At 44.9% G+C, this 23,706-nt stretch carries 16 protein-coding genes, 26 tRNA genes, 3 rRNA genes and 1 riboswitch; of the genes, 44 read left to right on the top strand and 1 reads right to left on the bottom strand.

Features of this window, described 5'->3' with window-relative positions:
* The first annotated feature begins 3 nt into the window (after positions 1-3).
* From IGI54_RS10710 to IGI54_RS10495, 44 genes are all read left to right on the top strand, one after another.
* Complete coding sequence (locus IGI54_RS10710; protein WP_379946040.1) at positions 4-1,593, top strand: putative polysaccharide biosynthesis protein; 1,590 nt, start codon at positions 4-6, stop codon at positions 1,591-1,593.
* A gap of 3 nt (positions 1,594-1,596) precedes the next feature.
* Positions 1,597-1,875, top strand: a complete 279-nt coding sequence (locus IGI54_RS10705; RefSeq protein ID WP_430620677.1) for an RNA-binding S4 domain-containing protein — start codon at positions 1,597-1,599, stop codon at positions 1,873-1,875.
* A 77-nt stretch (positions 1,876-1,952) separates the two neighbouring features.
* Positions 1,953-2,390, top strand: a complete 438-nt coding sequence (locus IGI54_RS10700; RefSeq protein WP_216430604.1) for an FtsB family cell division protein — start codon at positions 1,953-1,955, stop codon at positions 2,388-2,390.
* Positions 2,391-2,432: 42 nt separating this feature from the next.
* Positions 2,433-2,891 carry a S1 domain-containing RNA-binding protein gene (locus tag IGI54_RS10695; RefSeq protein ID WP_071863016.1) on the top strand — a complete coding sequence of 153 codons (459 nt, stop codon included), beginning with the start codon at positions 2,433-2,435 and terminating at the stop codon, positions 2,889-2,891.
* A gap of 182 nt (positions 2,892-3,073) precedes the next feature.
* Positions 3,074-4,408 carry a tRNA lysidine(34) synthetase TilS gene (gene tilS, locus IGI54_RS10690; RefSeq protein WP_430620676.1) on the top strand — a complete coding sequence of 445 codons (1,335 nt, stop codon included), beginning with the start codon at positions 3,074-3,076 and terminating at the stop codon, positions 4,406-4,408.
* 13 nt (positions 4,409-4,421) lie between these two features.
* Positions 4,422-4,967, top strand: coding sequence for a hypoxanthine phosphoribosyltransferase (gene hpt / locus IGI54_RS10685; protein ID WP_071863018.1), 546 nt, complete (start codon positions 4,422-4,424; stop codon positions 4,965-4,967).
* Between the two features lie 88 nt (positions 4,968-5,055).
* Entirely contained in the window at positions 5,056-7,122 is a 2,067-nt protein-coding gene (gene ftsH, locus IGI54_RS10680; RefSeq protein WP_071863019.1) for an ATP-dependent zinc metalloprotease FtsH, read from the top strand.
* 59 nt (positions 7,123-7,181) lie between these two features.
* Positions 7,182-7,700, top strand: coding sequence for an N-acetyltransferase family protein (locus tag IGI54_RS10675; RefSeq protein WP_430620675.1), 519 nt, complete (start codon positions 7,182-7,184; stop codon positions 7,698-7,700).
* A 52-nt stretch (positions 7,701-7,752) separates the two neighbouring features.
* On the top strand, positions 7,753-8,055 hold the full coding sequence (locus IGI54_RS10670) for a bacteriocin immunity protein (protein WP_430620674.1): 303 nt from the start codon (positions 7,753-7,755) through the stop codon (positions 8,053-8,055).
* A gap of 297 nt (positions 8,056-8,352) precedes the next feature.
* A complete protein-coding gene (gene hslO, locus IGI54_RS10665; protein ID WP_216430608.1) occupies positions 8,353-9,237 on the top strand; it encodes an Hsp33 family molecular chaperone HslO in 885 nt (294 codons plus the stop codon).
* Positions 9,238-9,239: 2 nt separating this feature from the next.
* Complete coding sequence (gene dusB, locus IGI54_RS10660) at positions 9,240-10,247, top strand: tRNA dihydrouridine synthase DusB (RefSeq protein ID WP_430620673.1); 1,008 nt, start codon at positions 9,240-9,242, stop codon at positions 10,245-10,247.
* Positions 10,248-10,366: 119 nt separating this feature from the next.
* Positions 10,367-11,830, top strand: a complete 1,464-nt coding sequence (gene lysS, locus IGI54_RS10655; RefSeq protein ID WP_143141799.1) for a lysine--tRNA ligase — start codon at positions 10,367-10,369, stop codon at positions 11,828-11,830.
* 598 nt (positions 11,831-12,428) lie between these two features.
* Positions 12,429-13,987 (top strand): 16S ribosomal RNA (locus IGI54_RS10650).
* 97 nt (positions 13,988-14,084) lie between these two features.
* Positions 14,085-14,157, top strand: a tRNA-Ala gene (locus tag IGI54_RS10645).
* Between the two features lie 176 nt (positions 14,158-14,333).
* Positions 14,334-17,246 (top strand): 23S ribosomal RNA (locus tag IGI54_RS10640).
* 72 nt (positions 17,247-17,318) lie between these two features.
* Positions 17,319-17,434 (top strand): 5S ribosomal RNA (rrf, locus tag IGI54_RS10635).
* Together the 16S, 23S and 5S rRNA genes with 26 tRNA genes alongside form the textbook arrangement of a ribosomal RNA operon.
* Before the next feature lie 8 nt (positions 17,435-17,442).
* Positions 17,443-17,515, top strand: a tRNA-Val gene (locus IGI54_RS10630).
* Between the two features lie 4 nt (positions 17,516-17,519).
* Positions 17,520-17,592, top strand: a tRNA-Lys gene (locus tag IGI54_RS10625).
* A 9-nt stretch (positions 17,593-17,601) separates the two neighbouring features.
* Positions 17,602-17,683 (top strand) — tRNA-Leu (locus tag IGI54_RS10620).
* Positions 17,684-17,702: 19 nt separating this feature from the next.
* A tRNA-Thr gene (locus tag IGI54_RS10615) sits at positions 17,703-17,775 on the top strand.
* A gap of 5 nt (positions 17,776-17,780) precedes the next feature.
* Positions 17,781-17,852, top strand: a tRNA-Gly gene (locus IGI54_RS10610).
* Positions 17,853-17,875: 23 nt separating this feature from the next.
* A tRNA-Leu gene (locus IGI54_RS10605) sits at positions 17,876-17,961 on the top strand.
* A 12-nt stretch (positions 17,962-17,973) separates the two neighbouring features.
* Positions 17,974-18,047: transfer RNA gene (locus IGI54_RS10600), tRNA-Arg, on the top strand.
* 3 nt (positions 18,048-18,050) lie between these two features.
* Positions 18,051-18,124: transfer RNA gene (locus tag IGI54_RS10595), tRNA-Pro, on the top strand.
* 17 nt (positions 18,125-18,141) lie between these two features.
* Positions 18,142-18,214: transfer RNA gene (locus tag IGI54_RS10590), tRNA-Ala, on the top strand.
* A 15-nt stretch (positions 18,215-18,229) separates the two neighbouring features.
* Positions 18,230-18,303: transfer RNA gene (locus IGI54_RS10585), tRNA-Met, on the top strand.
* A 14-nt stretch (positions 18,304-18,317) separates the two neighbouring features.
* Positions 18,318-18,391: transfer RNA gene (locus IGI54_RS10580), tRNA-Ile, on the top strand.
* 15 nt (positions 18,392-18,406) lie between these two features.
* Positions 18,407-18,496 (top strand) — tRNA-Ser (locus IGI54_RS10575).
* A gap of 18 nt (positions 18,497-18,514) precedes the next feature.
* Positions 18,515-18,588: transfer RNA gene (locus IGI54_RS10570), tRNA-Met, on the top strand.
* A gap of 18 nt (positions 18,589-18,606) precedes the next feature.
* A tRNA-Asp gene (locus IGI54_RS10565) sits at positions 18,607-18,679 on the top strand.
* Positions 18,680-18,684: 5 nt separating this feature from the next.
* Positions 18,685-18,757, top strand: a tRNA-Phe gene (locus IGI54_RS10560).
* 7 nt (positions 18,758-18,764) lie between these two features.
* Positions 18,765-18,835 (top strand) — tRNA-Gly (locus IGI54_RS10555).
* A 12-nt stretch (positions 18,836-18,847) separates the two neighbouring features.
* Positions 18,848-18,921, top strand: a tRNA-Ile gene (locus IGI54_RS10550).
* A 19-nt stretch (positions 18,922-18,940) separates the two neighbouring features.
* Positions 18,941-19,012, top strand: a tRNA-Glu gene (locus tag IGI54_RS10545).
* A gap of 10 nt (positions 19,013-19,022) precedes the next feature.
* Positions 19,023-19,112 (top strand) — tRNA-Ser (locus IGI54_RS10540).
* An 18-nt stretch (positions 19,113-19,130) separates the two neighbouring features.
* Positions 19,131-19,204: transfer RNA gene (locus tag IGI54_RS10535), tRNA-Met, on the top strand.
* An 18-nt stretch (positions 19,205-19,222) separates the two neighbouring features.
* Positions 19,223-19,298 (top strand) — tRNA-Asp (locus IGI54_RS10530).
* Between the two features lies 1 nt (position 19,299).
* Positions 19,300-19,370: transfer RNA gene (locus IGI54_RS10525), tRNA-Gly, on the top strand.
* A gap of 12 nt (positions 19,371-19,382) precedes the next feature.
* A tRNA-Ile gene (locus IGI54_RS10520) sits at positions 19,383-19,456 on the top strand.
* A gap of 22 nt (positions 19,457-19,478) precedes the next feature.
* Positions 19,479-19,566: transfer RNA gene (locus IGI54_RS10515), tRNA-Ser, on the top strand.
* A gap of 14 nt (positions 19,567-19,580) precedes the next feature.
* Positions 19,581-19,652 (top strand) — tRNA-Glu (locus tag IGI54_RS10510).
* Positions 19,653-19,764: 112 nt separating this feature from the next.
* Positions 19,765-19,848, top strand: a riboswitch (SMK box riboswitch).
* Complete coding sequence (gene metK / locus IGI54_RS10505) at positions 19,846-21,036, top strand: methionine adenosyltransferase (protein ID WP_313630908.1); 1,191 nt, start codon at positions 19,846-19,848, stop codon at positions 21,034-21,036. (Overlaps the previous riboswitch by 3 nt.)
* 139 nt (positions 21,037-21,175) lie before the next feature.
* Positions 21,176-22,657, top strand: coding sequence for an MDR family MFS transporter (locus IGI54_RS10500; protein ID WP_071863105.1), 1,482 nt, complete (start codon positions 21,176-21,178; stop codon positions 22,655-22,657).
* 15 nt (positions 22,658-22,672) lie between these two features.
* Positions 22,673-23,455, top strand: coding sequence for an alpha/beta hydrolase (locus IGI54_RS10495; RefSeq protein ID WP_430620672.1), 783 nt, complete (start codon positions 22,673-22,675; stop codon positions 23,453-23,455).
* A 61-nt stretch (positions 23,456-23,516) separates the two neighbouring features.
* Here IGI54_RS10495 and IGI54_RS10490 read toward each other — a convergent pair whose 3' ends face one another.
* On the bottom strand, positions 23,517-23,684 hold the full coding sequence (locus tag IGI54_RS10490) for a hypothetical protein (RefSeq protein WP_169818955.1): 168 nt from the start codon (positions 23,682-23,684) through the stop codon (positions 23,517-23,519).
* Positions 23,685-23,706: the final 22 nt, after the last annotated feature.

The raw sequence follows: 23,706 nt of genomic DNA, 5'->3' as shown, positions 1-23,706 counted from the left end.
GCCTTGGCAAACAAAGAAATGAAAGTCATGATGCAGGGGGCCTTTGTTTTGACGGCAGCTTCCTTTATCGCGAAGCTGTTAAGTGCCATCTATCGCGTACCTTATCAAAACTTGGCGGGAGACGAAGGCTTTTATGTCTATCAGCAAGTCTATCCGATTTATGGAATCGCGATGACGTTGGCTTTGTCTGGCCTGCCTCAGTTCATTTCAAAATATGTGGCAGAGCAAAAAGAACCACGCCAACAGCGGGAGGCATTGAAGGATTTGTTTCCTTTGATCAGCGGATTTGGTTTGATTTTGTGGGCGCTATGCTTTTTCTCGGCGCAGCCCTTCGCGAATTGGATGGGTGATGGGAAATTAGCACCGTTGATTCAAGTTGTTTCTTTCACCTTTATCATCATGCCCTTCCTTTCGATTACAAGAGGAGAATTTCAAGGCAAGCTTTTAATGGTTCCAACCGCCGTTTCCCAAGTCGTCGAACAGTTGATTCGCGTAGGAGTGATTCTTTTAGCGGCTTGGTCCTATCAGCATTTTGGAATGGATGTTTATTACACCGGGACAATCGCAATGTCTGGGGCCTTAGTTGGAGGGGTTGCCGCCGTTTTTGTTCTCTGGTCGTATCGTCGTAAGATTTTAGGAACGACGTTAGCGAAGAAGCTTCCACGATTAAAAGCGGAGAGTTGGCAGCTGGGAAAACGTCTTTTACTGGAAGGCGGTTTAATGACCGTTTACAGCGGTTTGTTGATTTTATTTCAGCTGATTGATTCTTTTACCGTGAAAAAGGCGCTGGTTGATTTTGGCTTGAGTGAACATGGTGCGAAGCTAGCCAAAGGGGTCTATGACCGCGGGCAACCGTTGGTCCAATTAGGCTTAGTGGTGGCGTTGGCTTTAAGTTCCAGTTTTTTACCGCTATTGACGCGTCATTTAGTGAATCAAGACCGTTCGCAATTTATTAAAACGAGCCAGACTTTTTTGCGTTTGACTTGCGGGATCGCGGCGGCGGCCTCAGTCGGGTTGGCGTTGCTGCTGCCTTACGTAAATTACGCGTTATTTAAAGATTACAAAGGGAACGCGACATTGGTGCTTTTCGTCTTGGCAATTTTTTTGACGGCGATGGTACAGGCTTATCAAAGTATCGCTCAAAGCCAGAATCATTATCGTTCGTCGCTGCAAGCAGCCGGCGCAGGGTTACTAGTCAAGCTAGTAACTACCGGCGGTTTGACGAAGCAATTTGGAACAGTCGGTGCCAGTCTTTCGACACTGCTAGGCTTAATGGTCTCTTTATTCATCTTGCATTTAGCCAGTGATCGCCTGACTCGCGGGTATAGTAGTGAACGTCATTTTATGCGCCACTTATTTATTTGCTTAGGCGGTATGGTAGTGGTGTTGCTGTGTTATTATGGAGGTGTCAGTTTACTATTCGGGGCAGTTACGAAACGAAGTGTAGCTTTATTAGTGGCCATTTTAGGTGTGGCAGTCGGCGGTTCAGCTTTTCTGTTTTTAGCCATGCGTTTACGGCTATTAACCATCAGAGAATGGCTGATGTTGCCTTTCGGTAGTAAACTATTACGATTAAAATGGAAAAGGGGATAGCAGATGCGATTAGATAAGTTTTTAAAAATTTCACGAATCATCAAACGACGTGCGGTAGCCAAAGAAGTGGCAGACAAAGGTCGGATTCAAGTAAATGGAAAATTAGCAAAATCTTCAACCAATATAAAAATTGGGGATCAATTACGAATTCAATTTGGGAATAAAGTCTTGGAAGTTGCAGTCGAGGAACTCCATGAGTCGACGAAAAAAGAAGACGCGGCTAAAATGTATCGGATAATTAGTGAAACACGGGTGGAAAATAACGATAATAACGGGAATTAGGAATAATTCAAATAGACAATTATATCTTGAATTGATATAATAGTAAAGAATTTCATGATAGATAGGAGCGCGTAGGAATGAATGAAAATGAAACGCAGAAAATCGCTTCATTAGATACGCCGTATGCGAAGGAGCAATACCGCAAATTTCAAAAGCAACATCGTCAACTCGTCTTTAAGCGTCGTCGTTTGGCTGCTTTGTTTGCTGTCGCTGCTTTTGTCTTTATCGTCATGGGAGTTCAAATTTTTAATGAACAGCGTCATTTAAGTGAATTAAATGAAATCAAGGTCAAGACCGTCGCTGAATCTGCTAAGGTGGATAATCGGGTAGCGGACTTGAAAAGCGATGTAAAGCTGTTAAAAGATGATAACTATGTAGCGAAGCTCGCTCGTAGTCGTTACTATTATTCAAAAGACGGTGAATTGATTTTTGTTTTACCAGATCCAGTGAAAACGCCTAGCAAGGACAAAGCGCCTGCTGACGAAGTAGTCAAGTCCGAAACTACGAAAGAGTAGTTTTAAAATAAATGGAAAAAAATTAGGAGGAACAATTTTTTTATGTCAATCGAAGTAGGAGCTAAGCTGCAAGGAAAAGTATCAGGAATTACTAATTTCGGTGCCTTTATCGACTTGGGTGAGGGGAAAACTGGCTTAGTCCATATCAGTGAAATATCTAATGGTTTCGTCAAAGACATTCATGATGTGTTGACTGTTGGCGATGAAGTAACGGTGAAAGTGACTTCCGTAGGAGATGACGGCAAAGTCGGCCTGTCTATCCGTAAAGCACAAGATCAGCCACAACAGCCAGAAAAGAAACCTTTTAAACGTGAGTTCCGCGATAATCGCGACAACAATCGTCAAAAGCCACAAGCAAAAGGAAATCCTAAAAATAGCGGCGGCAAACAAGACTTCGATTCATTGATGAGTTCCTTTTTGAAGGACAGCGATGATCGCTTGTCATCGATTAAACGAAATACTGAAGGCAAACGCGGAGGCCGAGGCGGTCGCCGCAGCTAAATAGAAGGGCTGAAATTCTTTAGAGGATTTCAGCTTTTTTTAACTACAAAGAAAGTATAAAATTTTCGCATGAATAAATTGCTTTACGACAGGTATATTCATGTCCGGCTTCGCGAACTCGCTTTATCGGCAATAAGCTGAGCGAGTTCGCGAAAGTCTTTCTTGTGAGTAAGGAGCGTAATATGGAGCAAGTTCTTTTTCGGGAAAATCCGGAATTACAAACAGATCAAAAGATTTTAGTTGCCGTTTCTACTGGTGTCGATTCGATGGTCTTGCTGCATTTGTTGGAGCAAGCAGGTTTAAATCTGGGCGTAGCCCATGTGGATCATCAGTTGCGTAAAGAGTCGAAAGCCGAAGCTGAGTTTTTACGGAATTATTGTAAACGCCATAAGCTACCCTTCTATCTAAAAGTCTGGCAACAACCGGCGAAAAAAAATATTGAGGCCTCGGCGCGGAGAGTCCGCTATGCTTTTTTTGAAGAAATCATGGAAGCTGAAAATTATTCGCTGTTGGTGACGGCTCATCATGGAGATGATCAGTTGGAGACGATGGTGATGCGTTTGGCGCAGGGAGGCTCGCTGGCTAGTCACAGCGGCATTGCACGAAAACAAATTTTTAGCACAGGCAGTTTATTACGACCACTACTGTCGTTTTCAAAGGCTGAAATCTATCGCTATGCCGAAGAAAAGCAAGTCACGTATTTTGAAGATGTCACTAATCAATCGACTGATTTTTTTCGCAATCGGATGCGGCATAACGTAATACCAGAGCTAAAAAAAGAAAATCCACAAATTTTGCAGCACGTCCAGCAATTTCAACAGCAGCTGACGTGGGCAGAACCGCTGATCAAACAAGCGCTAAAAGAAAATTTAAGAAATATCCGGCAAACCGATCAAGGCTGGTCTTTTTCAGCTGAGACACTGCCCTATGAAACGGGTGCTCGTTATTATTTTCTGACGAGCTTCTTTCAAGGGATCGAAGAGGAAACGGGTTTGACAGTCTCGCAGCGACAATTGTTTTCGCTCGTAGATCAAGTTCGGCGCCCGGTTAGTCAATGGACGCTAGACCTTGGGGACAGTTGGCAATTTACTCGACGCTATCAGCAGTTCTTTTTAGAAAAAAAGGCTACATTAAATGAAGGAATCTTTTCTTTAACTGAAAATCAAACACTGGTCATCGACAAAGCTGAGGAAATGACTCTGCGGAAAAGTACGACAAAATCAAATGTAGAAGGCTACCACGTACCGCTGCCGTTAGACATTGACTTGCCGTTAACGATCCGCCGTCGTCAGTCAGGCGATCGGATGCGTTTTTCGGCATCCTTAAAAAAGCGAATCAATCGTTATTTTATTGACCAAAAAATTCCTGTTGATGAGCGGAACAAAGCATGGGTAGTAGTAGATTCACTGGGAGAAATCGTAGCGCTTTTACCTTTTGCTAATTCCTATTTGAGTATTACAGTTGAAACTGATAGAATACACTACATACTTGACTATACGCTTCAAGTGTCGAAATGAAAGGAGTTTAAAAATGCTTGCAAAAGATATTGAAAAAATCTTGATTACAAGAGAAGATATTCAAAAACGCTGTGTTGAATTAGGCGCACAATTAACTGAAGATTATGCCGCTAAAAATCCATTGGTCGTTGGTATTTTAAAAGGGGCTGTTCCCTTTATGGCAGATATTGTTCGCGAAATCGACACACATTTAGAATTGGATTTTATGGATGTATCTAGCTACGGCAATCAGACGGTCTCTTCTGGAGAAGTAAAGATCATCAAGGACTTGGATACGAATGTTGAAGGTCGCGATCTGTTGATCGTGGAAGATATCATTGATAGTGGCCGGACATTAGGCTATTTGGTGGACCTATTTAAATACCGTAAAGCGAAATCAGTGAAGATCGTCACATTATTAGACAAACCAGAAGGTCGTGTGGTAGATATTCATGCAGACTACGTTGGTTTCGACGTACCAAATGAGTTCGTTGTCGGTTACGGTTTGGATTATGCAGAAGCCTATCGCAACTTGCCATATGTTGGTGTATTGAAGCCAGAAATTTATCAATCAAATTAGTGACTGAAAAAATCTTAGTATGATATACTTAAAAGGTCAAAATTGATAAAACTTTATTAACAAGCTAACAAGCGCGAGGAGGACGCAGATGAACAAAAACAATAAGGGGGTAAAAAATGCCCTCTATTATATCCTCGTCATCTTGGCAATGGTCATGGTGGTTTATTTCCTTTTCGGAGATAACAAATCAGCTTCGCCAGATATCGAGTATTCAACCTTTACGGAACAAATGCAAGAAGGCAAAATCAAGAACTTGAAGATTCAGCCTGCCGGTGGTGTTTACAAAATCACTGGTGAGTATAAAGAAAAACAAGAAGTTGCAAACTCCGGTGGTTTGAGCATTATTGGTCAAACCGATTCGAAAACGACGCACTTCTCAACAATTGTTTTGCCAAATGATTCTAGCCTGAGTCAAGTGACTGACTTAGCCAAAGAAAACAAGATCAAAACATCGATCGAAGAAGAATCTAGCAGCGGTATGTGGGTTACTCTATTAGTAAGCTTCCTACCAATTCTATTAATGGTCTTTTTCTTCTATATGATCATGGGTCAACAAGGTGGCGGCGGTGGCGGCAATGGTCGAGTGATGAACTTCGGAAAATCCAAAGCCAAAGAAGCCGACAAAAAAGCCAATCGTGTCCGCTTCTCTGATGTAGCTGGTGCGGAAGAAGAAAAACAAGAATTAGTCGAAGTCGTGGAATTCTTAAAAGACCCACGTCGCTTCGTGGAATTAGGTGCTCGGATTCCTGCAGGGGTCTTACTTGAAGGACCTCCCGGAACTGGTAAAACTTTGCTAGCCAAAGCAGTCGCTGGTGAAGCAGGCGTGCCATTCTATTCAATCTCAGGTTCAGATTTCGTGGAAATGTTCGTTGGGGTCGGCGCTTCTCGTGTCCGTGATCTATTCGAAACAGCCAAGAAAAATGCGCCAGCCATTATCTTCATCGATGAAATCGATGCAGTTGGTCGTCAACGTGGCGCTGGTATGGGGGGCGGTCACGATGAACGTGAACAAACCTTGAACCAATTGCTCGTTGAGATGGATGGATTTGATGGGAATGAAGGTGTCATCGTCATTGCCGCAACCAACCGTTCTGACGTATTAGACCCAGCGTTATTACGTCCCGGTCGTTTTGACCGTCAGATTTTAGTTGGTCGTCCTGACGTTAAAGGCCGTGAAGCAATTCTTAGAGTACACGCTCGGAACAAACCTTTAGCTGACGATGTTGATTTGAAAGTTGTTGCGCAACAAACACCAGGCTTTGCCGGTGCCGATTTAGAAAATGTCTTGAATGAAGCGGCGTTAGTAGCTGCTCGTCGAAACAAGAAAAAAATCGATGCTTCTGACGTGGACGAAGCAGAAGATCGCGTGATCGCGGGACCTGCTAAGAAAGATCGTGTCATCAGTAAACATGAACGTGAGATGGTCGCTTATCATGAAGCGGGTCATACAATTATCGGGATGGTCTTGAATCGTGCCCGGGTCGTTCACAAAGTAACGATTATTCCACGTGGACGCGCTGGCGGCTACATGATCGCTTTACCAAAAGAAGATCAAATGTTGATGTCGAAAGAAGATATGTTTGAACAAATCGTTGGTCTGTTAGGTGGACGGACAGCTGAAGAGATCGTCTTCAACGCACAAACCACTGGTGCATCGAATGACTTCGAACAAGCAACTTCATTAGCCCGCAGTATGGTAACTGAATACGGAATGAGCGATAAGCTTGGTCCAGTTCAATACGAAGGCAATCATCAAGTCTTTGTTGGCCGTGATTATGGTCAAACGAAAGCTTATTCAGAACAAGTTGCCTTTGAGATCGATGAAGAAGTTCGTAGTATCTTGAAGCAAGCTCATGAAAAAGCTCGTGAGATCATTGAAACACACCGTGATCAACATAAATTGATTGCTGAAAAATTATTGGAATTTGAAACATTGGATGCCAAAGCAATCAAATCATTGTTTGAAACAGGTGAAATGCCAGCAGGAAAAGGCAGCCCTTATCCAAGCGAGAAAGCTCAAGCGCAAACTTTCGAAGAAGCCAAACGTGCTTTGGAAGAAAAGGATGCGGAGAAGCAAGCAGAAGATAAAGAGTCTGGACACAAAGAGTCAGACGATCAAATCGCTCCTGACGATACAAACGATAACCAAGAATAAAACTAAACGGCATGTCCTCGGACATGTCGTTTTGCTATAGTTAAGAAGGAGGAAGAAATATGACCGGAATGATTCGTCCATGTAGCTTAGAGGACTTAACCGAATTACAGGCAATTAGCAGAGAAACCTTCAAAGAGACTTTTGCAGCAGATAATGATCCAGCCGATTTGGAAGAATATTTAGCCGCGGCTTATAACGTAGAAAAATTACAAAGAGAGTTAAAACAGCCAGAGTCCCGTTTTTATTTTATTTACTTAGCTGAGCAAGTGGCCGGTTACTTAAAATTAAATACTGGCGACGCTCAAACTGAAGCAATTGATCCAAAAGGTTTAGAAGTAGAACGGATCTATATTCGTAAAGCCTTCAAACGTCAAGGCTTAGGGCGGCAGCTATTGGATTACGCCTTTGAGCTGGCAGCGCAAGAAAGTCGCGCGAGCATCTGGCTAGGTGTCTGGGAAGACAATCAAAATGCCTTGAAGTTTTATCACTCCTTTGGCTTCAAACAAGTCGGTGCTCATGATTTTTACGTGGGAACCGACAAGCAAACCGATTTGTTGATGCAAAAATCCTTGCTTTAAAGTTGGTGTATTTGATGAAGCGGCGTAGAATAAGCACAAAGGGGTTGATCTTATGACACGCAGTGAGAAAACAAAAGCAATGATGGATCAAATCAGCCGAGCTTATGGTGATAAGGAAGTCAAACGCTACTCTGAGGTTCAAAAATTATTATTAGAGAATGCCCAGCTGTTGAAAAAAACAGAAGATTGCGGATTGGTGGCGACAAAAATCTGTAAGGGCTTGGCATTGTTTGTCTTAGCTCATCAACCTGATTTTCCGAAAGCACTGGGAGAGCTGCACAATCAATTAAAAAAAGAAGCAACAAAATATGACGCTACGGCGCTGGCAACAATTTTGTTACCTATGTGGTTTTAAGCAGCAGACGAGGAATTGTCTGCTGTTTTATTTTACCCCGTATAAAGAAAGTATAAAATTTTCAGATGAATAAATCGCTTTGCATCAGGTCTAGTCATGTCTGGCTTCACAAACTAGCTTTATCGGCAATAAGTAAAAGCTGAGCGAGTTCGCGAAAGTCTTTCTTATTAAGCGGTCGAATATTAAACTTTTCTAGTAAGGGTACACGGAGAAGTTGAAAAAAGTTGAAACACCTAGTATGATGCAATCACGAGTAAAATTGAATGACGAATTCATAAGGAATCGAGGAATAGATAAATGAGTGATTATTTAGTTAAGGCATTAGCCTATGAAGGCTTTGTCCGGGCCTATGCGGTCAATGCGACGGAGACTGTCGCCGAGGCACAACGCCGTCACGATACTTGGAACACAGCTTCAGCGGCATTAGGACGTACGCTGGTTGGTGGATTGATGTTAGGTGCCACCTTAAAAGGCGATGACCGCTTAACGGTGAAAATCGAAGGCGATGGACCAGCGGGGGCGATCGTGGTAGACAGCAACGGTAAAGGCGAGGTCAAAGGCTATATCAAGAATCCACATATTAGCCTGCCATTAAATGAGATTGGTAAAATCGATGTTCGTGGCGCGGTAGGAACCGAAGGAATGTTCACGGTCATTAAAGACCTAGGTTTGAAAGAGCCTTTTTCTGGGCAAACACCGATCGTTTCTGGCGAAATCGGTGAAGACTTTACCTATTATTTGGCTGTCTCAGAACAAATCCCATCAGCAGTAGGGGTATCGGTGTTAGTCGACACAGACGATTCGATCAAAACCGCCGGCGGTTTTATGATCCAGATCATGCCGGGAGCCAGCGATGAGATTATTGATCAGATAGAAGCGCGTTTGAAAGAAACTGCTCGTATTTCTACTTTATTAGACGAAGGACAAACACCAGAAGAGATTTTGCAAAATCTTTTAGCGACGGATGATGTTTTCTTTTTAGAAACCATGCCGGTCCAATTCAAATGTGATTGTTCAAAGGAAAAATTCGCCTCTGCGATCATTACCTTAGGAGCAGAGCAAATCCAAGAATTAATTGATCAAGATCATGGCGCCGAAGCCGTCTGTGCCTTTTGCAACAATAAATACCAGTACAGTGAAGAAGATCTTTACGAATTGAAGCAAGAGATTTTGGGGGAATAAATGTGAAATCATTAAATGGCACATGGAATATCGGTAAGGTTGAGATTCCTAATCGCGTCGTGGTCGCTCCGATGGCGGGGATCACCAATGCTGCTTTCCGCGTAACGGTGAAAGAATTTGGCGCTGGTTTGGTGGTCTGTGAAATGATCAGTGACCAAGGCATCCACTTTAGAAATAAGAAAACCTTGGAGATGCTGTACATTGATGAAAGAGAGCATCCGCTAAGTGTGCAAATCTTTGGCGGCAATAAAGATTCTTTAGTTGAAGCAGCGCAATTCGTGCAAGAAAATACTGAGGCAGATATCATCGACATCAATATGGGCTGTCCGGTAAATAAAGTCATCAAAGCTGAAGCCGGCGCCAAATGGCTGCTGGATCCTAACAAAGTCTATGAAATGGTTGAGGCGGTATCATCGGCGGTGGATATTCCCGTGACGGTGAAAATGCGGATCGGTTGGGATGACCAACATATTTTGGCGGTGGAAAATGCGTTAGCCGCTGAAAAGGCCGGGGCTTCTGCCATCGCGATGCATGGTCGGACACGGGTTCAAATGTATGAAGGCCAAGCGAATTGGGATGTGTTGAAACAAGTCGCCGACAAATTGACAATTCCATTTATGGGCAATGGCGATGTTCGTACCCCTGAAGATGCCAAACGTATGATTGAGGAAGTCGGTGTGGATGCGGTGATGATCGGTCGGGCGGCTTTAGGCAATCCGTGGATGATTCATCAGACTCAGCATTACTTGGAAACAGGAGAATTAATTCCTGAACCTACTGCCAGAGAAAAAATCGAAACGGCCAAGCTGCATTTAGAACGTTTGATTAACTTAAAAGGCGAAAAAATTGCTTGTCGTGAATTCCGCCAGCATGCCAGCTACTATTTAAAGGGCATTCCGAGAGCAGCTAAAACCAAGGTCGCGATCAACCAGACGGAAGAAAAACAAGTGATCTTAGATTTATTGGATCAGTTAGTAGAAAAGACGGAAGCAAAACAGAAAATTAGTTAAAACTCCAAGCCGAATGTGGATTCGGCTTGATTTTTTGCGAATTCATTGGCATTATAAGGAAGAGTAATTACATTTGAGGAGGAACATTCGTGACTGAGGAACAAACCAATTTAACAGAAATGAACGACCAGATGCGTGTTCGCCGCGAAAAAATGGAAAATCTTCGTGAAGAAGGTATTGATCCATTTGGCGCACGTTTTGAACGTACAGCAAATTCAAAAGAATTGCATGAAACATATGATGCGGATACAAAAGAAGAATTAGTTGAAAAGCAATTAACCGCCAGTGTCGCTGGCCGGATGATGACCAAACGCGGAAAAGGAAAAGTCGGCTTCGCCCATTTACAAGACCGTGAAGGCCAAATCCAAATCTACGTCCGTAAAGACGAAGTAGGGGAAGAACCTTACGCAATCTTCAAAAAAGGTGATTTAGGTGATTTCTTCGGCGTAACTGGAGAAATTATGAAGACTGATACCGGCGAAGTTTCTATTAAAGCCAAAGAGATCACGTTGCTTTCAAAAGCATTGCGTCCGTTACCTGAAAAATATCATGGCTTAACGAACGTAGAACAACGCTACCGTCAACGTTACTTAGACTTGATCAGTAACCGTGAAAGTTTTGACCGCTTTACGAAACGCAGTCAGATCATCAGCCAGATTCGTCGCTATTTAGATGGCTTAGGCTACATTGAAGTCGAAACGCCTGTTTTGCACAATGAAGCCGGTGGTGCGACTGCCCGTCCGTTTATCACTCATCACAATGCGTTAGACATGGATCTTTATTTGCGTATCGCTCTTGAATTGCATTTGAAACGGTTAATTGTCGGTGGTATGGAAAAAGTTTATGAAATTGGCCGGGTCTTCCGTAATGAAGGGATCGACACGACTCATAATCCAGAATTTACCATGATGGAAGTTTATACTGCCTACCAAGATTTCCTAGATGTAATGAACTTAACTGAAGGAATTATCCGTGATGCTGCTCAAAACGTATTAGGCGAAACGACCCTATCTTATGATGGACAAGCTATCGACCTAGGTGCTAAGTTTAAACGAATCCATATGGTTGATGCCATCAAAGAACAAACCGGTGTTGACTTCTGGCCAGAAATGACGATCGAAGAAGCTCGTGGATTAGCGAAAGAACACCATGTAGAAATCAATGACAATATGGAAATTGGTCATATTATCAACGAATTCTTTGAAACATTTGTAGAAGAAACGCTGCAACAACCAACCTTTGTATTTGGGCATCCAGTCGAAGTTTCTCCATTGGCGAAGAAAAATGCGGAAGATGGTCGCTTTACGGATCGCTTTGAATTGTTTATCGTGGGTCGTGAATTTGCCAACGCCTTTACAGAATTAAATGATCCAATTGATCAACGTCAACGTTTTGAAGCGCAAGAAAAAGAACGCGAACAAGGAAACGATGAAGCCCATGGCGTGGATGAAGATTTCTTGGAAGCATTGGAATATGGGATGCCACCAACTGGTGGATTAGGAATAGGGATCGACCGTCTTGTTATGTTGCTAACCGACGTTCAATCGATTCGCGATGTATTATTATTCCCAACGATGCGTTAAAAATAAATAGATATTCTAAGACGCTCAGTTAAACTGAGCGTCTTTTTTTAACTGCACAAATAAATTATTAGAAAATGATGTAATCCTATCGCAGATAAATGCGATTGAATTTTTTGTGAAAAGGGATTTTTCAATTGGCATTCGTGTTATTTGCGAACATTCATGTAAATATTCATGGACATTGGTAAGCAATCAAAAAAACTTTCAAAAACTCTCTTTTTTTGATTGACCGAACAAGATTATGTTGGTATATTATGTAATGTTCCAAAGCGAGTGAAGGTCGCTTAAAAAAACTTCAAAATTGTTATTGACAGATGACTGACTTTCAGTTATTCTATCAAAGTCGCATAAAGCGATGACGATAACTTCTTCAAAAATTAATTAAAAAAAGTTGTTGACATTCACTCAGTAACCTGTTAAGATGTAAAAGTTGCTGAAACAAAGCGACAAACAACGTAGACCTTTGAAAACTGAACGAATAAAACAAACCAAATGTGTAGGGCGCTTCTTTTATAGAAGCAAACAACATAGCAAGCAATATGCTAGCAAGTCAATTATTACAATTGAGCTTAACAATCGCAAGATTGTTTCAAACACTTTTTATGAGAGTTTGATCCTGGCTCAGGACGAACGCTGGCGGCGTGCCTAATACATGCAAGTCGAACGCTTTTTCTTTCACCGGAGCTTGCTCCACCGAAAGAAAAAGAGTGGCGAACGGGTGAGTAACACGTGGGTAACCTGCCCATCAGAAGGGGATAACACTTGGAAACAGGTGCTAATACCGTATAACAAGTAAAACCGCATGGTTTTACTTTGAAAGGCGCTTTTGCGTCACTGATGGATGGACCCGCGGTGCATTAGCTAGTTGGTGAGGTAACGGCTCACCAAGGCAACGATGCATAGCCGACCTGAGAGGGTGATCGGCCACATTGGGACTGAGACACGGCCCAAACTCCTACGGGAGGCAGCAGTAGGGAATCTTCGGCAATGGACGAAAGTCTGACCGAGCAACGCCGCGTGAGTGAAGAAGGTTTTCGGATCGTAAAACTCTGTTGTTAGAGAAGAACAAGGATGAGAGTAAAAAGTTCATCCCTTGACGGTATCTAACCAGAAAGCCACGGCTAACTACGTGCCAGCAGCCGCGGTAATACGTAGGTGGCAAGCGTTGTCCGGATTTATTGGGCGTAAAGCGAGCGCAGGCGGTTTCTTAAGTCTGATGTGAAAGCCCCCGGCTCAACCGGGGAGGGTCATTGGAAACTGGGGAACTTGAGTGCAGAAGAGGAGAGTGGAATTCCATGTGTAGCGGTGAAATGCGTAGATATATGGAGGAACACCAGTGGCGAAGGCGGCTCTCTGGTCTGTAACTGACGCTGAGGCTCGAAAGCGTGGGGAGCAAACAGGATTAGATACCCTGGTAGTCCACGCCGTAAACGATGAGTGCTAAGTGTTGGAGGGTTTCCGCCCTTCAGTGCTGCAGCTAACGCATTAAGCACTCCGCCTGGGGAGTACGACCGCAAGGTTGAAACTCAAAGGAATTGACGGGGGCCCGCACAAGCGGTGGAGCATGTGGTTTAATTCGAAGCAACGCGAAGAACCTTACCAGGTCTTGACATCCTTTGACCACTCTAGAGATAGAGCTTCCCCTTCGGGGGCAAAGTGACAGGTGGTGCATGGTTGTCGTCAGCTCGTGTCGTGAGATGTTGGGTTAAGTCCCGCAACGAGCGCAACCCTTATTGTTAGTTGCCATCATTTAGTTGGGCACTCTAGCGAGACTGCCGGTGACAAACCGGAGGAAGGTGGGGATGACGTCAAATCATCATGCCCCTTATGACCTGGGCTACACACGTGCTACAATGGGAAGTACAACGAGTCGCGAAGTCGCGAGGCTAAGCTAATCTCTTAAAGCTTCTCTCAGTTCGGATTGTAGGCTGCAACTCGCCTACATGAAGCCGGAATCGCTAGTAATCGCGGATCAGCACGCCGCGGTGAATACGTTCCCGGGCCTTGTACACACCGCCCGTCACACCACGAGAGTTTGTAACACCCGAAGTCGGTGAGGTAACCTTTTGGAGCCAGCCGCCTAAGGTGGGATAGATGATTGGGGTGAAGTCGTAACAAGGTAGCCGTATCGGAAGGTGCGGCTGGATCACCTCCTTTCTAAGGAAATAGTTCATCTAAGATGAACGTTACGGAAACTACACAGGATTGCTTTTATTCGTTCAGTTTTGAGAGGTTTACTCTCAATTTAATACCCGGGGCCTTAGCTCAGCTGGGAGAGCGCCTGCTTTGCACGCAGGAGGTCAGCGGTTCGATCCCGCTAGGCTCCATTGATGACGTTGGTCATCATTCGTTCATTGAAAACTGGATACAGAAACACATTTTTTTAAACAAACCGAGAACACCGCGTTGAATGAGTTTTTTAATAAGTTCAATTGCTTATTTATTACTAAGGAACATGATCGCTCATGGGAATTAGTAAGACCCTTGACGAAAGTCAAGATAAGGTTAAGTGAATAAGGGCGCACGGTGGATGCCTTGGCACTAGGAGCCGATGAAGGACGGGACTAACACCGATATGCTTCGGGGAGCTGTAAGTAAGCTTTGATCCGGAGATTTCCGAATGGGGGAACCCAGCATCTTTTATAGGATGTTACTTTTCAGTGAATACATAGCTGATTAGAGGTAGACGCAGAGAACTGAAACATCTAAGTACCTGCAGGAAGAGAAAGAAAATTCGATTCCCTGAGTAGCGGCGAGCGAAACGGGAAAAGCCCAAACCAAGAGGCTTGCCTCTTGGGGTTGTAGGACTCCGATATGGTAGTCCAGTGAAATAGTCGAAGGACCTGGAAAGGTCTGCTAGAAAGGGTAAAAGCCCCGTAGACAAAATTTGACTGGCACCTAGGAGGATCCTGAGTACGGCGGAACACGAGGAATTCCGTCGGAATCCGGGAGGACCATCTCCCAAGGCTAAATACTCCCTAGTGACCGATAGTGAACCAGTACCGTGAGGGAAAGGTGAAAAGCACCCCGGAAGGGGAGTGAAATAGATCCTGAAACCGTGTGCCTACAACAAGTTAGAGCCCGTTAATGGGTGATAGCGTGCCTTTTGTAGAATGAACCGGCGAGTTACGATTACTTGCGAGGTTAAGTTGAAAAGACGGAGCCGTAGCGAAAGCGAGTCTGAATAGGGCGAATGAGTAAGTGGTCGTAGACCCGAAACCATGTGATCTACCCATGTCCAGGTTGAAGGTGCGGTAAAACGCACTGGAGGACCGAACCCACGTACGTTGAAAAGTGCGGGGATGAGGTGTGGGTAGCGGAGAAATTCCAAACGAACTTGGAGATAGCTGGTTCTCTCCGAAATAGCTTTAGGGCTAGCCTCAGAGTAAGAATGATGGAGGTAGAGCACTGTTTGGACTAGGGGCCCATCTCGGGTTACCGAATTCAGATAAACTCCGAATGCCATCCATTCATCTCTGGGAGTCAGACTGTGAGTGATAAGATCCATAGTCGAAAGGGAAACAGCCCAGACCACCAGCTAAGGTCCCAAAATAACTATTAAGTGGAAAAGGATGTGGGGTTGCACAGACAACTAGGATGTTGGCTCAGAAGCAGCCACCATTTAAAGAGTGCGTAATAGCTCACTAGTCGAGTGACCCTGCGCCGAAAATGTACCGGGGCTAAATAGTTTACCGAAGCTGTGGAACATACCAATAGGTATGTTGGTAGGAGAGCGTTCTAAGGGCGTTGAAGGTAGATCGTGAGGACTGCTGGAGCGCTTAGAAGTGAGAATGCCGGTATGAGTAGCGAAAGACAGGTGAGAATCCTGTCCACCGAATGACTAAGGTTTCCTGGGGAAGGCTCGTCCGCCCAGGGTTAGTCGGGACCTAAGCCGAGGCCGAAAGGCGTAGGCGATGGATAACAGGTTGATATTCCTGTACCCGTTGTTTTTGTTTGAGCAATGGAGGGACGCAGGAGGCTAAGGAATCAGACGATTGGAAATGTCTGTCCAAGCAATGAGTCTTGAGGCGAGTCAAATGCTTGCTTCTCTAAGGACAAGTTGTGATGGGGAGGGAAATAATAGTACCGAAGTTCCTGATGTCACACTGCCGAGAAAAGCTTCTAGTGAGAAAACAATGGCCCGTACCGCAAACCGACACAGGTAGTCGAGGAGAGAATCCTAAGGTGAGCGAGAGAACTCTCGTTAAGGAACTCGGCAAAATGACCCCGTAACTTCGGGAGAAGGGGTGCTGATCTAACGATCAGCCGCAGTGAATAGGCCCAAGCGACTGTTTATCAAAAACACAGGTCTCTGCAAAATCGAAAGATGACGTATAGGGGCTGACGCCTGCCCGGTGCTGGAAGGTTAAGAGGAGTGCTTAGCGTAAGCGAAGGTACGAATTGAAGCCCCAGTAAACGGCGGCCGTAACTATAACGGTCCTAAGGTAGCGAAATTCCTTGTCGGGTAAGTTCCGACCCGCACGAAAGGCGTAACGATTTGGGCACTGTCTCAACGAGAGACTCGGTGAAATTTTAGTACCTGTGAAGATGCAGGTTACCCGCGACAGGACGGAAAGACCCCATGGAGCTTTACTGCAGTTTGATATTGAGTGTTTGTACCACATGTACAGGATAGGTAGGAGCCGTAGAAGTCGGGACGCTAGTTTCGACAGAGGCGCTGGTGGGATACTACCCCTGTGTTATGACCACTCTAACCCGCACCACTAATCGTGGTGGGAGACAGTGTCAGATGGGCAGTTTGACTGGGGCGGTCGCCTCCTAAAGAGTAACGGAGGCGCCCAAAGGTTCCCTCAGAATGGTTGGAAATCATTCGCAGAGTGTAAAGGCACAAGGGAGCTTGACTGCGAGACCTACAAGTCGAGCAGGGACGAAAGTCGGGCTTAGTGATCCGGTGGTTCCGCATGGAAGGGCCATCGCTCAACGGATAAAAGCTACCCTGGGGATAACAGGCTTATCTCCCCCAAGAGTCCACATCGACGGGGAGGTTTGGCACCTCGATGTCGGCTCGTCGCATCCTGGGGCTGTAGTCGGTCCCAAGGGTTGGGCTGTTCGCCCATTAAAGCGGCACGCGAGCTGGGTTCAGAACGTCGTGAGACAGTTCGGTCCCTATCCGTCGCGGGCGTTGGAAATTTGAGAGGATCTGTCCTTAGTACGAGAGGACCGGGATGGACTTACCGCTGGTGTACCAGTTGTCTCGCCAGAGGCATCGCTGGGTAGCTATGTAGGGAAGGGATAAACGCTGAAAGCATCTAAGTGTGAAGCCCACCTCAAGATGAGATTTCCCATTTCTTTAAGAAAGTAAGATCCCTGAGAGATGATCAGGTAGATAGGTCAGGAGTGGAAGTGCAGTGATGTACGGAGCGGACTGATACTAATCGATCGAGGACTTAACCAAAAATTGATTCAAGGTTGTTTAAAAACGTTTCTGATCCAGTTTTGAGTGAACGAAGTTTACTCAAACAAATAGTGTGGTGGCGATAGCGGGAAGGATACACCTGTTCCCATGTCGAACACAGAAGTTAAGCTTCTTAGCGCCGATTGTAGTGAGGGGTTGCCCCTTGTGAGATTAGGACGTCGCCACGCGAATTTATGGGGGTTTAGCTCAGCTGGGAGAGCATCTGCCTTACAAGCAGAGGGTCAGCGGTTCGAACCCGTTAACCCCCATTTTGAGCCGTTAGCTCAGTTGGTAGAGCATCTGACTTTTAATCAGAGGGTCACTGGTTCGAGCCCAGTACGGCTCATAAGTATATGCGGGTGTGGCGGAATTGGCAGACGCACTAGATTTAGGATCTAGCGCCTTACGGCGTGGGGGTTCAAGTCCCTTCACCCGCATTTTATTTTTTTTGTAGTTGCCGGCTTAGCTCAGTTGGTAGAGCATCTGATTTGTAATCAGAGGGTCGAGGGTTCAAATCCTTTAGCCGGCATCGACGCGGAAATAGCTCAGTGGTAGAGCACCACCTTGCCAAGGTGGGGGTCGCGGGTTCGAACCCCGTTTTCCGCTTTCCTGAAGACCAGGGGAAGCACGCCGGGGTGGCGGAACTGGCAGACGCACAGGACTTAAAATCCTGCGGTGAGTGATCACCGTACCGGTTCGATTCCGGTCCTCGGCATTAACAAAATAAGCACCCGTAGCTCAATTGGATAGAGTACTTGACTACGAATCAAGGGGTTAGAGGTTCGAGTCCTCTCGGGTGCATTTCGGGAAGTAGCTCAGCTTGGTAGAGTACTTGGTTTGGGACCAAGGTGTCGCAGGTTCGAATCCTGTCTTCCCGATTAGATTCAAAAATTATGGGGCCTTAGCTCAGCTGGGAGAGCGCCTGCTTTGCACGCAGGAGGTCAGCGGTTCGATCCCGCTAGGCTCCATTTTTATTTTAATAACGCGGTGTAGCTCAGCTGGCTAGAGCGTCCGGTTCATACCCGGGAGGTCGGGGGTTCGATCCCCTCCGCCGCGATTTTTTTCGAGCCAGGACCTTTAGCTCAGTTGGTTAGAGCAGACGGCTCATAACCGTCCGGTCGTAGGTTCGAGTCCTACAAGGTCCATTGTGACTCTTTTATGGAGGATTACCCAAGTCCGGCTGAAGGGAACGGTCTTGAAAACCGTCAGGCGGGTAAAACCGTGCAAGGGTTCGAATCCCTTATCCTCCTTTTTTCAAATAATATTATCGCGGGATGGAGCAGTCTGGTAGCTCGTCGGGCTCATAACCCGAAGGTCGTAGGTTCAAATCCTGCTCCCGCAATTAAAAACTAAAAATTACGGTTCCGTGGTGTAGGGGTTAACATGCCTGCCTGTCACGCAGGAGATCGCGGGTTCAAATCCCGTCGGGACCGCTTCTGGCTCGGTAGCTCAGTTGGTAGAGCAATGGATTGAAGCTCCATGTGTCGGCAGTTCGATTCTGTCCCGCGCCATCAAGTTGCGGGTGTAGTTTAGTGGTAAAACCACAGCCTTCCAAGCTGTTGTCGCGAGTTCGATTCTCGTCACCCGCTTTTAGTTTTTATGGGCCTATAGCTCAGCTGGTTAGAGCGCACGCCTGATAAGCGTGAGGTCGATGGTTCGAGTCCATTTAGGCCCATTATTAATAATATATATCTGGCCCGTTGGTCAAGCGGTTAAGACACCGCCCTTTCACGGCGGTAACACGGGTTCGAGTCCCGTACGGGTCATTGTTTTTTCGGAGGATTACCCAAGTCCGGCTGAAGGGAACGGTCTTGAAAACCGTCAGGCGGGTAAAACCGTGCAAGGGTTCGAATCCCTTATCCTCCTTTTTTCAAATAATATTATCGCGGGATGGAGCAGTCTGGTAGCTCGTCGGGCTCATAACCCGAAGGTCGTAGGTTCAAATCCTGCTCCCGCAATTAAAAACTAAAAATTACGGTTCCGTGGTGTAGGGGTTAACATGCCTGCCTGTCACGCAGGAGATCGCGGGTTCAAATCCCGTCGGGACCGCCATGCGGGTGTAGTTTAGTGGTAAAACCACAGCCTTCCAAGCTGTTGTCGCGAGTTCGATTCTCGTCACCCGCTTTTAGTTTTTATGGGCCTATAGCTCAGCTGGTTAGAGCGCACGCCTGATAAGCGTGAGGTCGATGGTTCGAGTCCATTTAGGCCCATTCAAAAATTTTTTTGGTTTTTGGGGAAGTACTCAAGTGGCTGAAGAGGCGCCCCTGCTAAGGGTGTAGGTCGGGAAACCGGCGCGAGGGTTCAAATCCCTCCTTCTCCGTTTTTTATATTTATGGCCCGTTGGTCAAGCGGTTAAGACACCGCCCTTTCACGGCGGTAACACGGGTTCGAGTCCCGTACGGGTCATGCTGAGACGTTTTTAACGTCTCTTTTTTTTGCGTTAAAATAGAATTTTCATAAATTTTTAAGATAAATAAGGTATTTATTAGTGACACATGCTTTTTTTCTGTTATAATCAGGTCGTTGCAAGTTCCCGATAGGCTCTGAAAAAGCTCAGAGATTCCTTGTAACCGAATAAAAATTAGGGGGAATATTTATAATGGAAGAACGTCGTTTATTTACATCAGAATCAGTTTCAGAAGGACATCCAGATAAAGTTGCTGACCAAATCAGTGATGCAATCTTAGATGCGATTTTGGAAAAGGATCCGAAAGCCAGAGTTGCATGTGAGACATCTGTGACAACTGGGCTTGTTTTAGTTTTTGGAGAAATTTCTACGAAGGCTTATGTAGATATCCAAAAAGTTGTGCGTGAGACGATCAAACGGATTGGCTACACAGAATCTAAATTTGGTTTTGATGGAGACAATGTTGCTGTTTTAGTCGCGATTGATGAACAATCACCGGATATCGCACAAGGTGTGGATGATGCCTTAGAGACGCGAGGAAAAGAAGAATTATTGGATGATATCGGTGCTGGAGACCAAGGCTTAATGTTTGGGTTTGCAGTGAATGAAACACCGGAATTGATGCCTTTACCTATCTCACTGAGTCATCATTTGGTGAAACGCTTAGCTGATTTGCGTAAGTCCGGAGAAGTAGCCTATTTTGGTCCTGATGCAAAATCTCAGGTTACCGTTGAATATGATGAACAAGGCAAACCTCAACGGGTGGATACCGTTGTCATCAGTACTCAGCATAACGATCAAGTAGATAATGAAACTATTCAAAAAGATGTTATGGAAAAAGTGATCAAACATGAAATTCCAGCAGAATTATTGGATGAAAAAACAAAATATTTTATTAATCCGACAGGCCGCTTTGTGATTGGTGGACCTCAAGGAGATGCCGGCTTAACTGGCCGTAAGATTATCGTTGATACGTATGGTGGTTATTCACGCCATGGTGGTGGTGCTTTCTCTGGAAAGGACGCAACGAAAGTCGACCGTTCGGCTTCTTATGCAGCTCGCTATATTGCTAAAAATATCGTAGCTGCTGAATTGGCAGAAAAAGTTGAAGTACAGCTTGCTTATGCGATTGGGGTTGCTCAGCCAGTTTCTATCTCAGTCAATACTTTTGGAACGGCAAACGTTTCTGAAGCTGATTTGATTGCTGCAATTCGTGAAAACTTTGATCTGCGCCCAGCAGGAATTATTGAAATGCTTGACCTATTGCGTCCAATCTACAGTGATACAGCTGCTTACGGCCATTTTGGTCGAACAGATGTTGATCTGCCTTGGGAGCATACAGATAAAGTGGCTGCGTTAAAAAATAGTTTGAATATCGGATAAATCGTACAGACATAAATTTTTATGGAGTTCACGAGGCGGTTTCTATTGATCATGGATCGGTAGAGCTGCCTCTTTATTTGCTTTAAAATTGGTTTTTTGAAAGAAATAGCAGGAATATGAGATAAATTTGGAGGAAAGAATGAACAGAAAAACAAATGTTAAGGTTGTGACGGTGGGGATTTTTATCGCGACGTTCATGTCGGCGATCGAAGGGACGATCGTTACTACGGCAATGCCGACAATTGTAGGTAGTTTGCATGGAATTGAAATTATGAATTGGGTATTTTCGATTTATTTATTAACGAATGCAATGATTACCCCAATCTATGGCAAGTTGGCTGATAAAATCGGACGTAAACCGATTTTTATTGTAGGTATTTTGTTGTTTGTTTTAGGATCGGCGTTATGTGGTTTGTCGAATGAGATGCTGACATTGATTATTTCCCGCGGAATTCAAGGCGTGGGTGCTGGAGCCATTATGCCGGTGTCATTGACGATTATTGCGGATCTCTATGATATTGAAAAAAGAGCGAAGGTGTTGGGGTTAACCAGTGCAGCCTGGGGGATCGCCAGTGTCTTTGGTCCGCTGGCTGGTGGTTTGATCGTAGATACTGTTGGTTGGCACTGGATTTTTATCATTAATGTACCGATTGGGTTAGGCTTGATTGCTTTACTACAATACTTCTATATTGAAGAGAAAAAGATTCGTCAAGCCAAGAAGATGGATATCTTCGGGAGTTTGTTTTTGATGCTGACTTTAGTCAGTTTGTTGTTAGGCTTTCAGTTGTTGGGTGATGAAGGAATCTCATTAGCAGTGATCGCTTTATTTGCTATCAGTATTGTTTCACTGATTTTGTTTATCCGAACGGAGCGCCGAGCGGAGGACCCAGTAATTAATTTGCAATTATTTAATAATCCGACTTTTGCCAGTGTGAATGTGGTAGCGGCTTTGATCAGCGGGTTCTTAATGGGCTTAGACGTGTATATTCCAATGTGGATGCAAGGTGTATTGGGAAAACCGGCGGGACTGGGTGGTTTGGTGCTGGCACCGATGTCATTAGTCTGGATGTATGGCTCCTTTTTATCAGGCCAATTGCTATCTAAGTATTCGGCGAAGCGGATCATTGTGATCGGGCTGCTGATTATTTTATTAGGCGGAGGGACCTTAGTGGCATTGCCGCAGCAAAGTCCCTTCTGGCTCTTCTTTATTATTACCGGCGTTTTAGGTGTGGGCTTTGGCTTAGCGGTTACGACAACCACGGTGGAGGCCCAAGCCAGTGTTCCAAAGGAAGAAATTGGTGTCGCCACTTCTTTCAATACATTGTCTCGCACGATCGGACAGACGGTTATGGTTTCACTTTTCGGAATTATTCTGAACATAGCCAATGCTCAGCAGCTGACACGTGCCGGAATTCGTGATCAGGATATTATGAATCGGCTGATCAATCCTCAAACGGCGCTGCAGATTGAAGTGGGGCTAAGAACAGAATTACGAAAGGTTCTCTTTGATAGTCTTCATTGGATCTATGTAGCTGGTCTGCTATTGATTATTTTTGCTTTGATTTTTAGTTTTATGGTGGGTAAGCAATCAAAGCGTGTTAAACTAAACGGACAGGAATAGAACAGGAGGATTGTGATGGCTTTTTTACAAGTCAATGTGTATTCAAACGTTTTACAAATGGAAGTGGCGATGAATGTTATCTTGCCACAAACAACCCATAAAAATATCGGAACCGAAACGGTCGGGGTGACAGAGGATGTGCCGGTGATGTATTTGCTTCACGGAATGGGGGGCAATCACAGTGTCTGGGAACGCCGAACATCGATCGAACGTTATGTGGCAGAGTATCAGATGGCGGTGATAATGCCGTCAACTGACTTAGGCTTTTACACGGATACCACCTATGATATGAATTACTGGACTTTTGTTTCAGATGAATTGCCAACAATCGTTCATGAATTATTTCCGCAAATTACGAATAAGCGGGAAAAAACCTTTGCGGCGGGACTGTCGATGGGAGGCTATGGCGCATTGAAACTTGGTTTAGCGAAGCCGGAGCATTTTGCGGCGGTGGCGTCTTTATCCGGCGCAGTTGTTTTAGCTGATGTAAAGAGTTTATTACTCATACGTAATGAAGCGTATTGGCAAGGCGTTTTTGGTCCCTTAGATCAAATCCAAGGCTCAGTTAACGATCCCTTGAGATTGTTGGATGAGCTAGTAGCAAGTGGCCAAGAAGCGCCCCGCTTTTTCTTGGCTTGTGGAACCGAAGATGACTTGTATCCAGCTAGTCAATATATGGCTCATAAACTGGAGCAAAAAAATCTGGTGGTAACGTTTGAAGAAGGTCCAGGAAAACATGATTGGATTTTCTGGGACGCTTGGATTCAACGTGTTTTGGCTTGGTTTAATGAACAATAGTAAAAAGGTCAAAGAAATCTGATAGTCGGATTTCTTTGACCTTTTCATGTTTTATCTAGACTCAATCTTTACGGATTTTTGAGACGTGTTTGCTGCGGCCGCCAATTTTCGCGGCGAATTGATCGGACTCTTGCTTACTTGTGAATACGAGCAGTTTTCCAGGATCTTTTTCACGGGTGCGCTGACCTTCTTTACCAATGTAACCATGTAGGACTTTGACAACATACATAAGATCACCTGCTTTTTTAAGT

Origin of the sequence: Enterococcus sp. DIV0800 (assembly GCF_050559735.1) — a bacterium.
In the GTDB taxonomy this organism is placed as follows: Bacteria; Bacillota; Bacilli; order Lactobacillales; family Enterococcaceae; genus Enterococcus_A; species Enterococcus_A devriesei.
The sequence above is the reverse complement of the archived record's forward strand: the minus strand, read 5'-3'. Positions and strand labels throughout refer to the sequence as shown.

What these genes read in the sequence shown, in the direction of transcription:
- IGI54_RS10705 (WP_430620677.1), top strand. Translation starts at nt 1,597, where the DNA reads ATGCGATTAGATAAGTTTTTAAAAATTTCACGAATCATCAAACGACGT.
- IGI54_RS10700 (WP_216430604.1), top strand. Translation starts at nt 1,953, where the DNA reads ATGAATGAAAATGAAACGCAGAAAATCGCTTCATTAGATACGCCGTAT.
- IGI54_RS10695 (WP_071863016.1), top strand. Translation starts at nt 2,433, where the DNA reads ATGTCAATCGAAGTAGGAGCTAAGCTGCAAGGAAAAGTATCAGGAATT.
- tilS (WP_430620676.1), top strand. Translation starts at nt 3,074, where the DNA reads ATGGAGCAAGTTCTTTTTCGGGAAAATCCGGAATTACAAACAGATCAA.
- hpt (WP_071863018.1), top strand. Translation starts at nt 4,422, where the DNA reads ATGCTTGCAAAAGATATTGAAAAAATCTTGATTACAAGAGAAGATATT.
- ftsH (WP_071863019.1), top strand. Translation starts at nt 5,056, where the DNA reads ATGAACAAAAACAATAAGGGGGTAAAAAATGCCCTCTATTATATCCTC.
- IGI54_RS10675 (WP_430620675.1), top strand. Translation starts at nt 7,182, where the DNA reads ATGACCGGAATGATTCGTCCATGTAGCTTAGAGGACTTAACCGAATTA.
- IGI54_RS10670 (WP_430620674.1), top strand. Translation starts at nt 7,753, where the DNA reads ATGACACGCAGTGAGAAAACAAAAGCAATGATGGATCAAATCAGCCGA.
- hslO (WP_216430608.1), top strand. Translation starts at nt 8,353, where the DNA reads ATGAGTGATTATTTAGTTAAGGCATTAGCCTATGAAGGCTTTGTCCGG.
- lysS (WP_143141799.1), top strand. Translation starts at nt 10,367, where the DNA reads ATGAACGACCAGATGCGTGTTCGCCGCGAAAAAATGGAAAATCTTCGT.
- metK (WP_313630908.1), top strand. Translation starts at nt 19,846, where the DNA reads ATGGAAGAACGTCGTTTATTTACATCAGAATCAGTTTCAGAAGGACAT.
- IGI54_RS10500 (WP_071863105.1), top strand. Translation starts at nt 21,176, where the DNA reads ATGAACAGAAAAACAAATGTTAAGGTTGTGACGGTGGGGATTTTTATC.
- IGI54_RS10495 (WP_430620672.1), top strand. Translation starts at nt 22,673, where the DNA reads ATGGCTTTTTTACAAGTCAATGTGTATTCAAACGTTTTACAAATGGAA.
- IGI54_RS10490 (WP_169818955.1), bottom strand. Translation starts at nt 23,684, where the DNA reads ATGTATGTTGTCAAAGTCCTACATGGTTACATTGGTAAAGAAGGTCAG.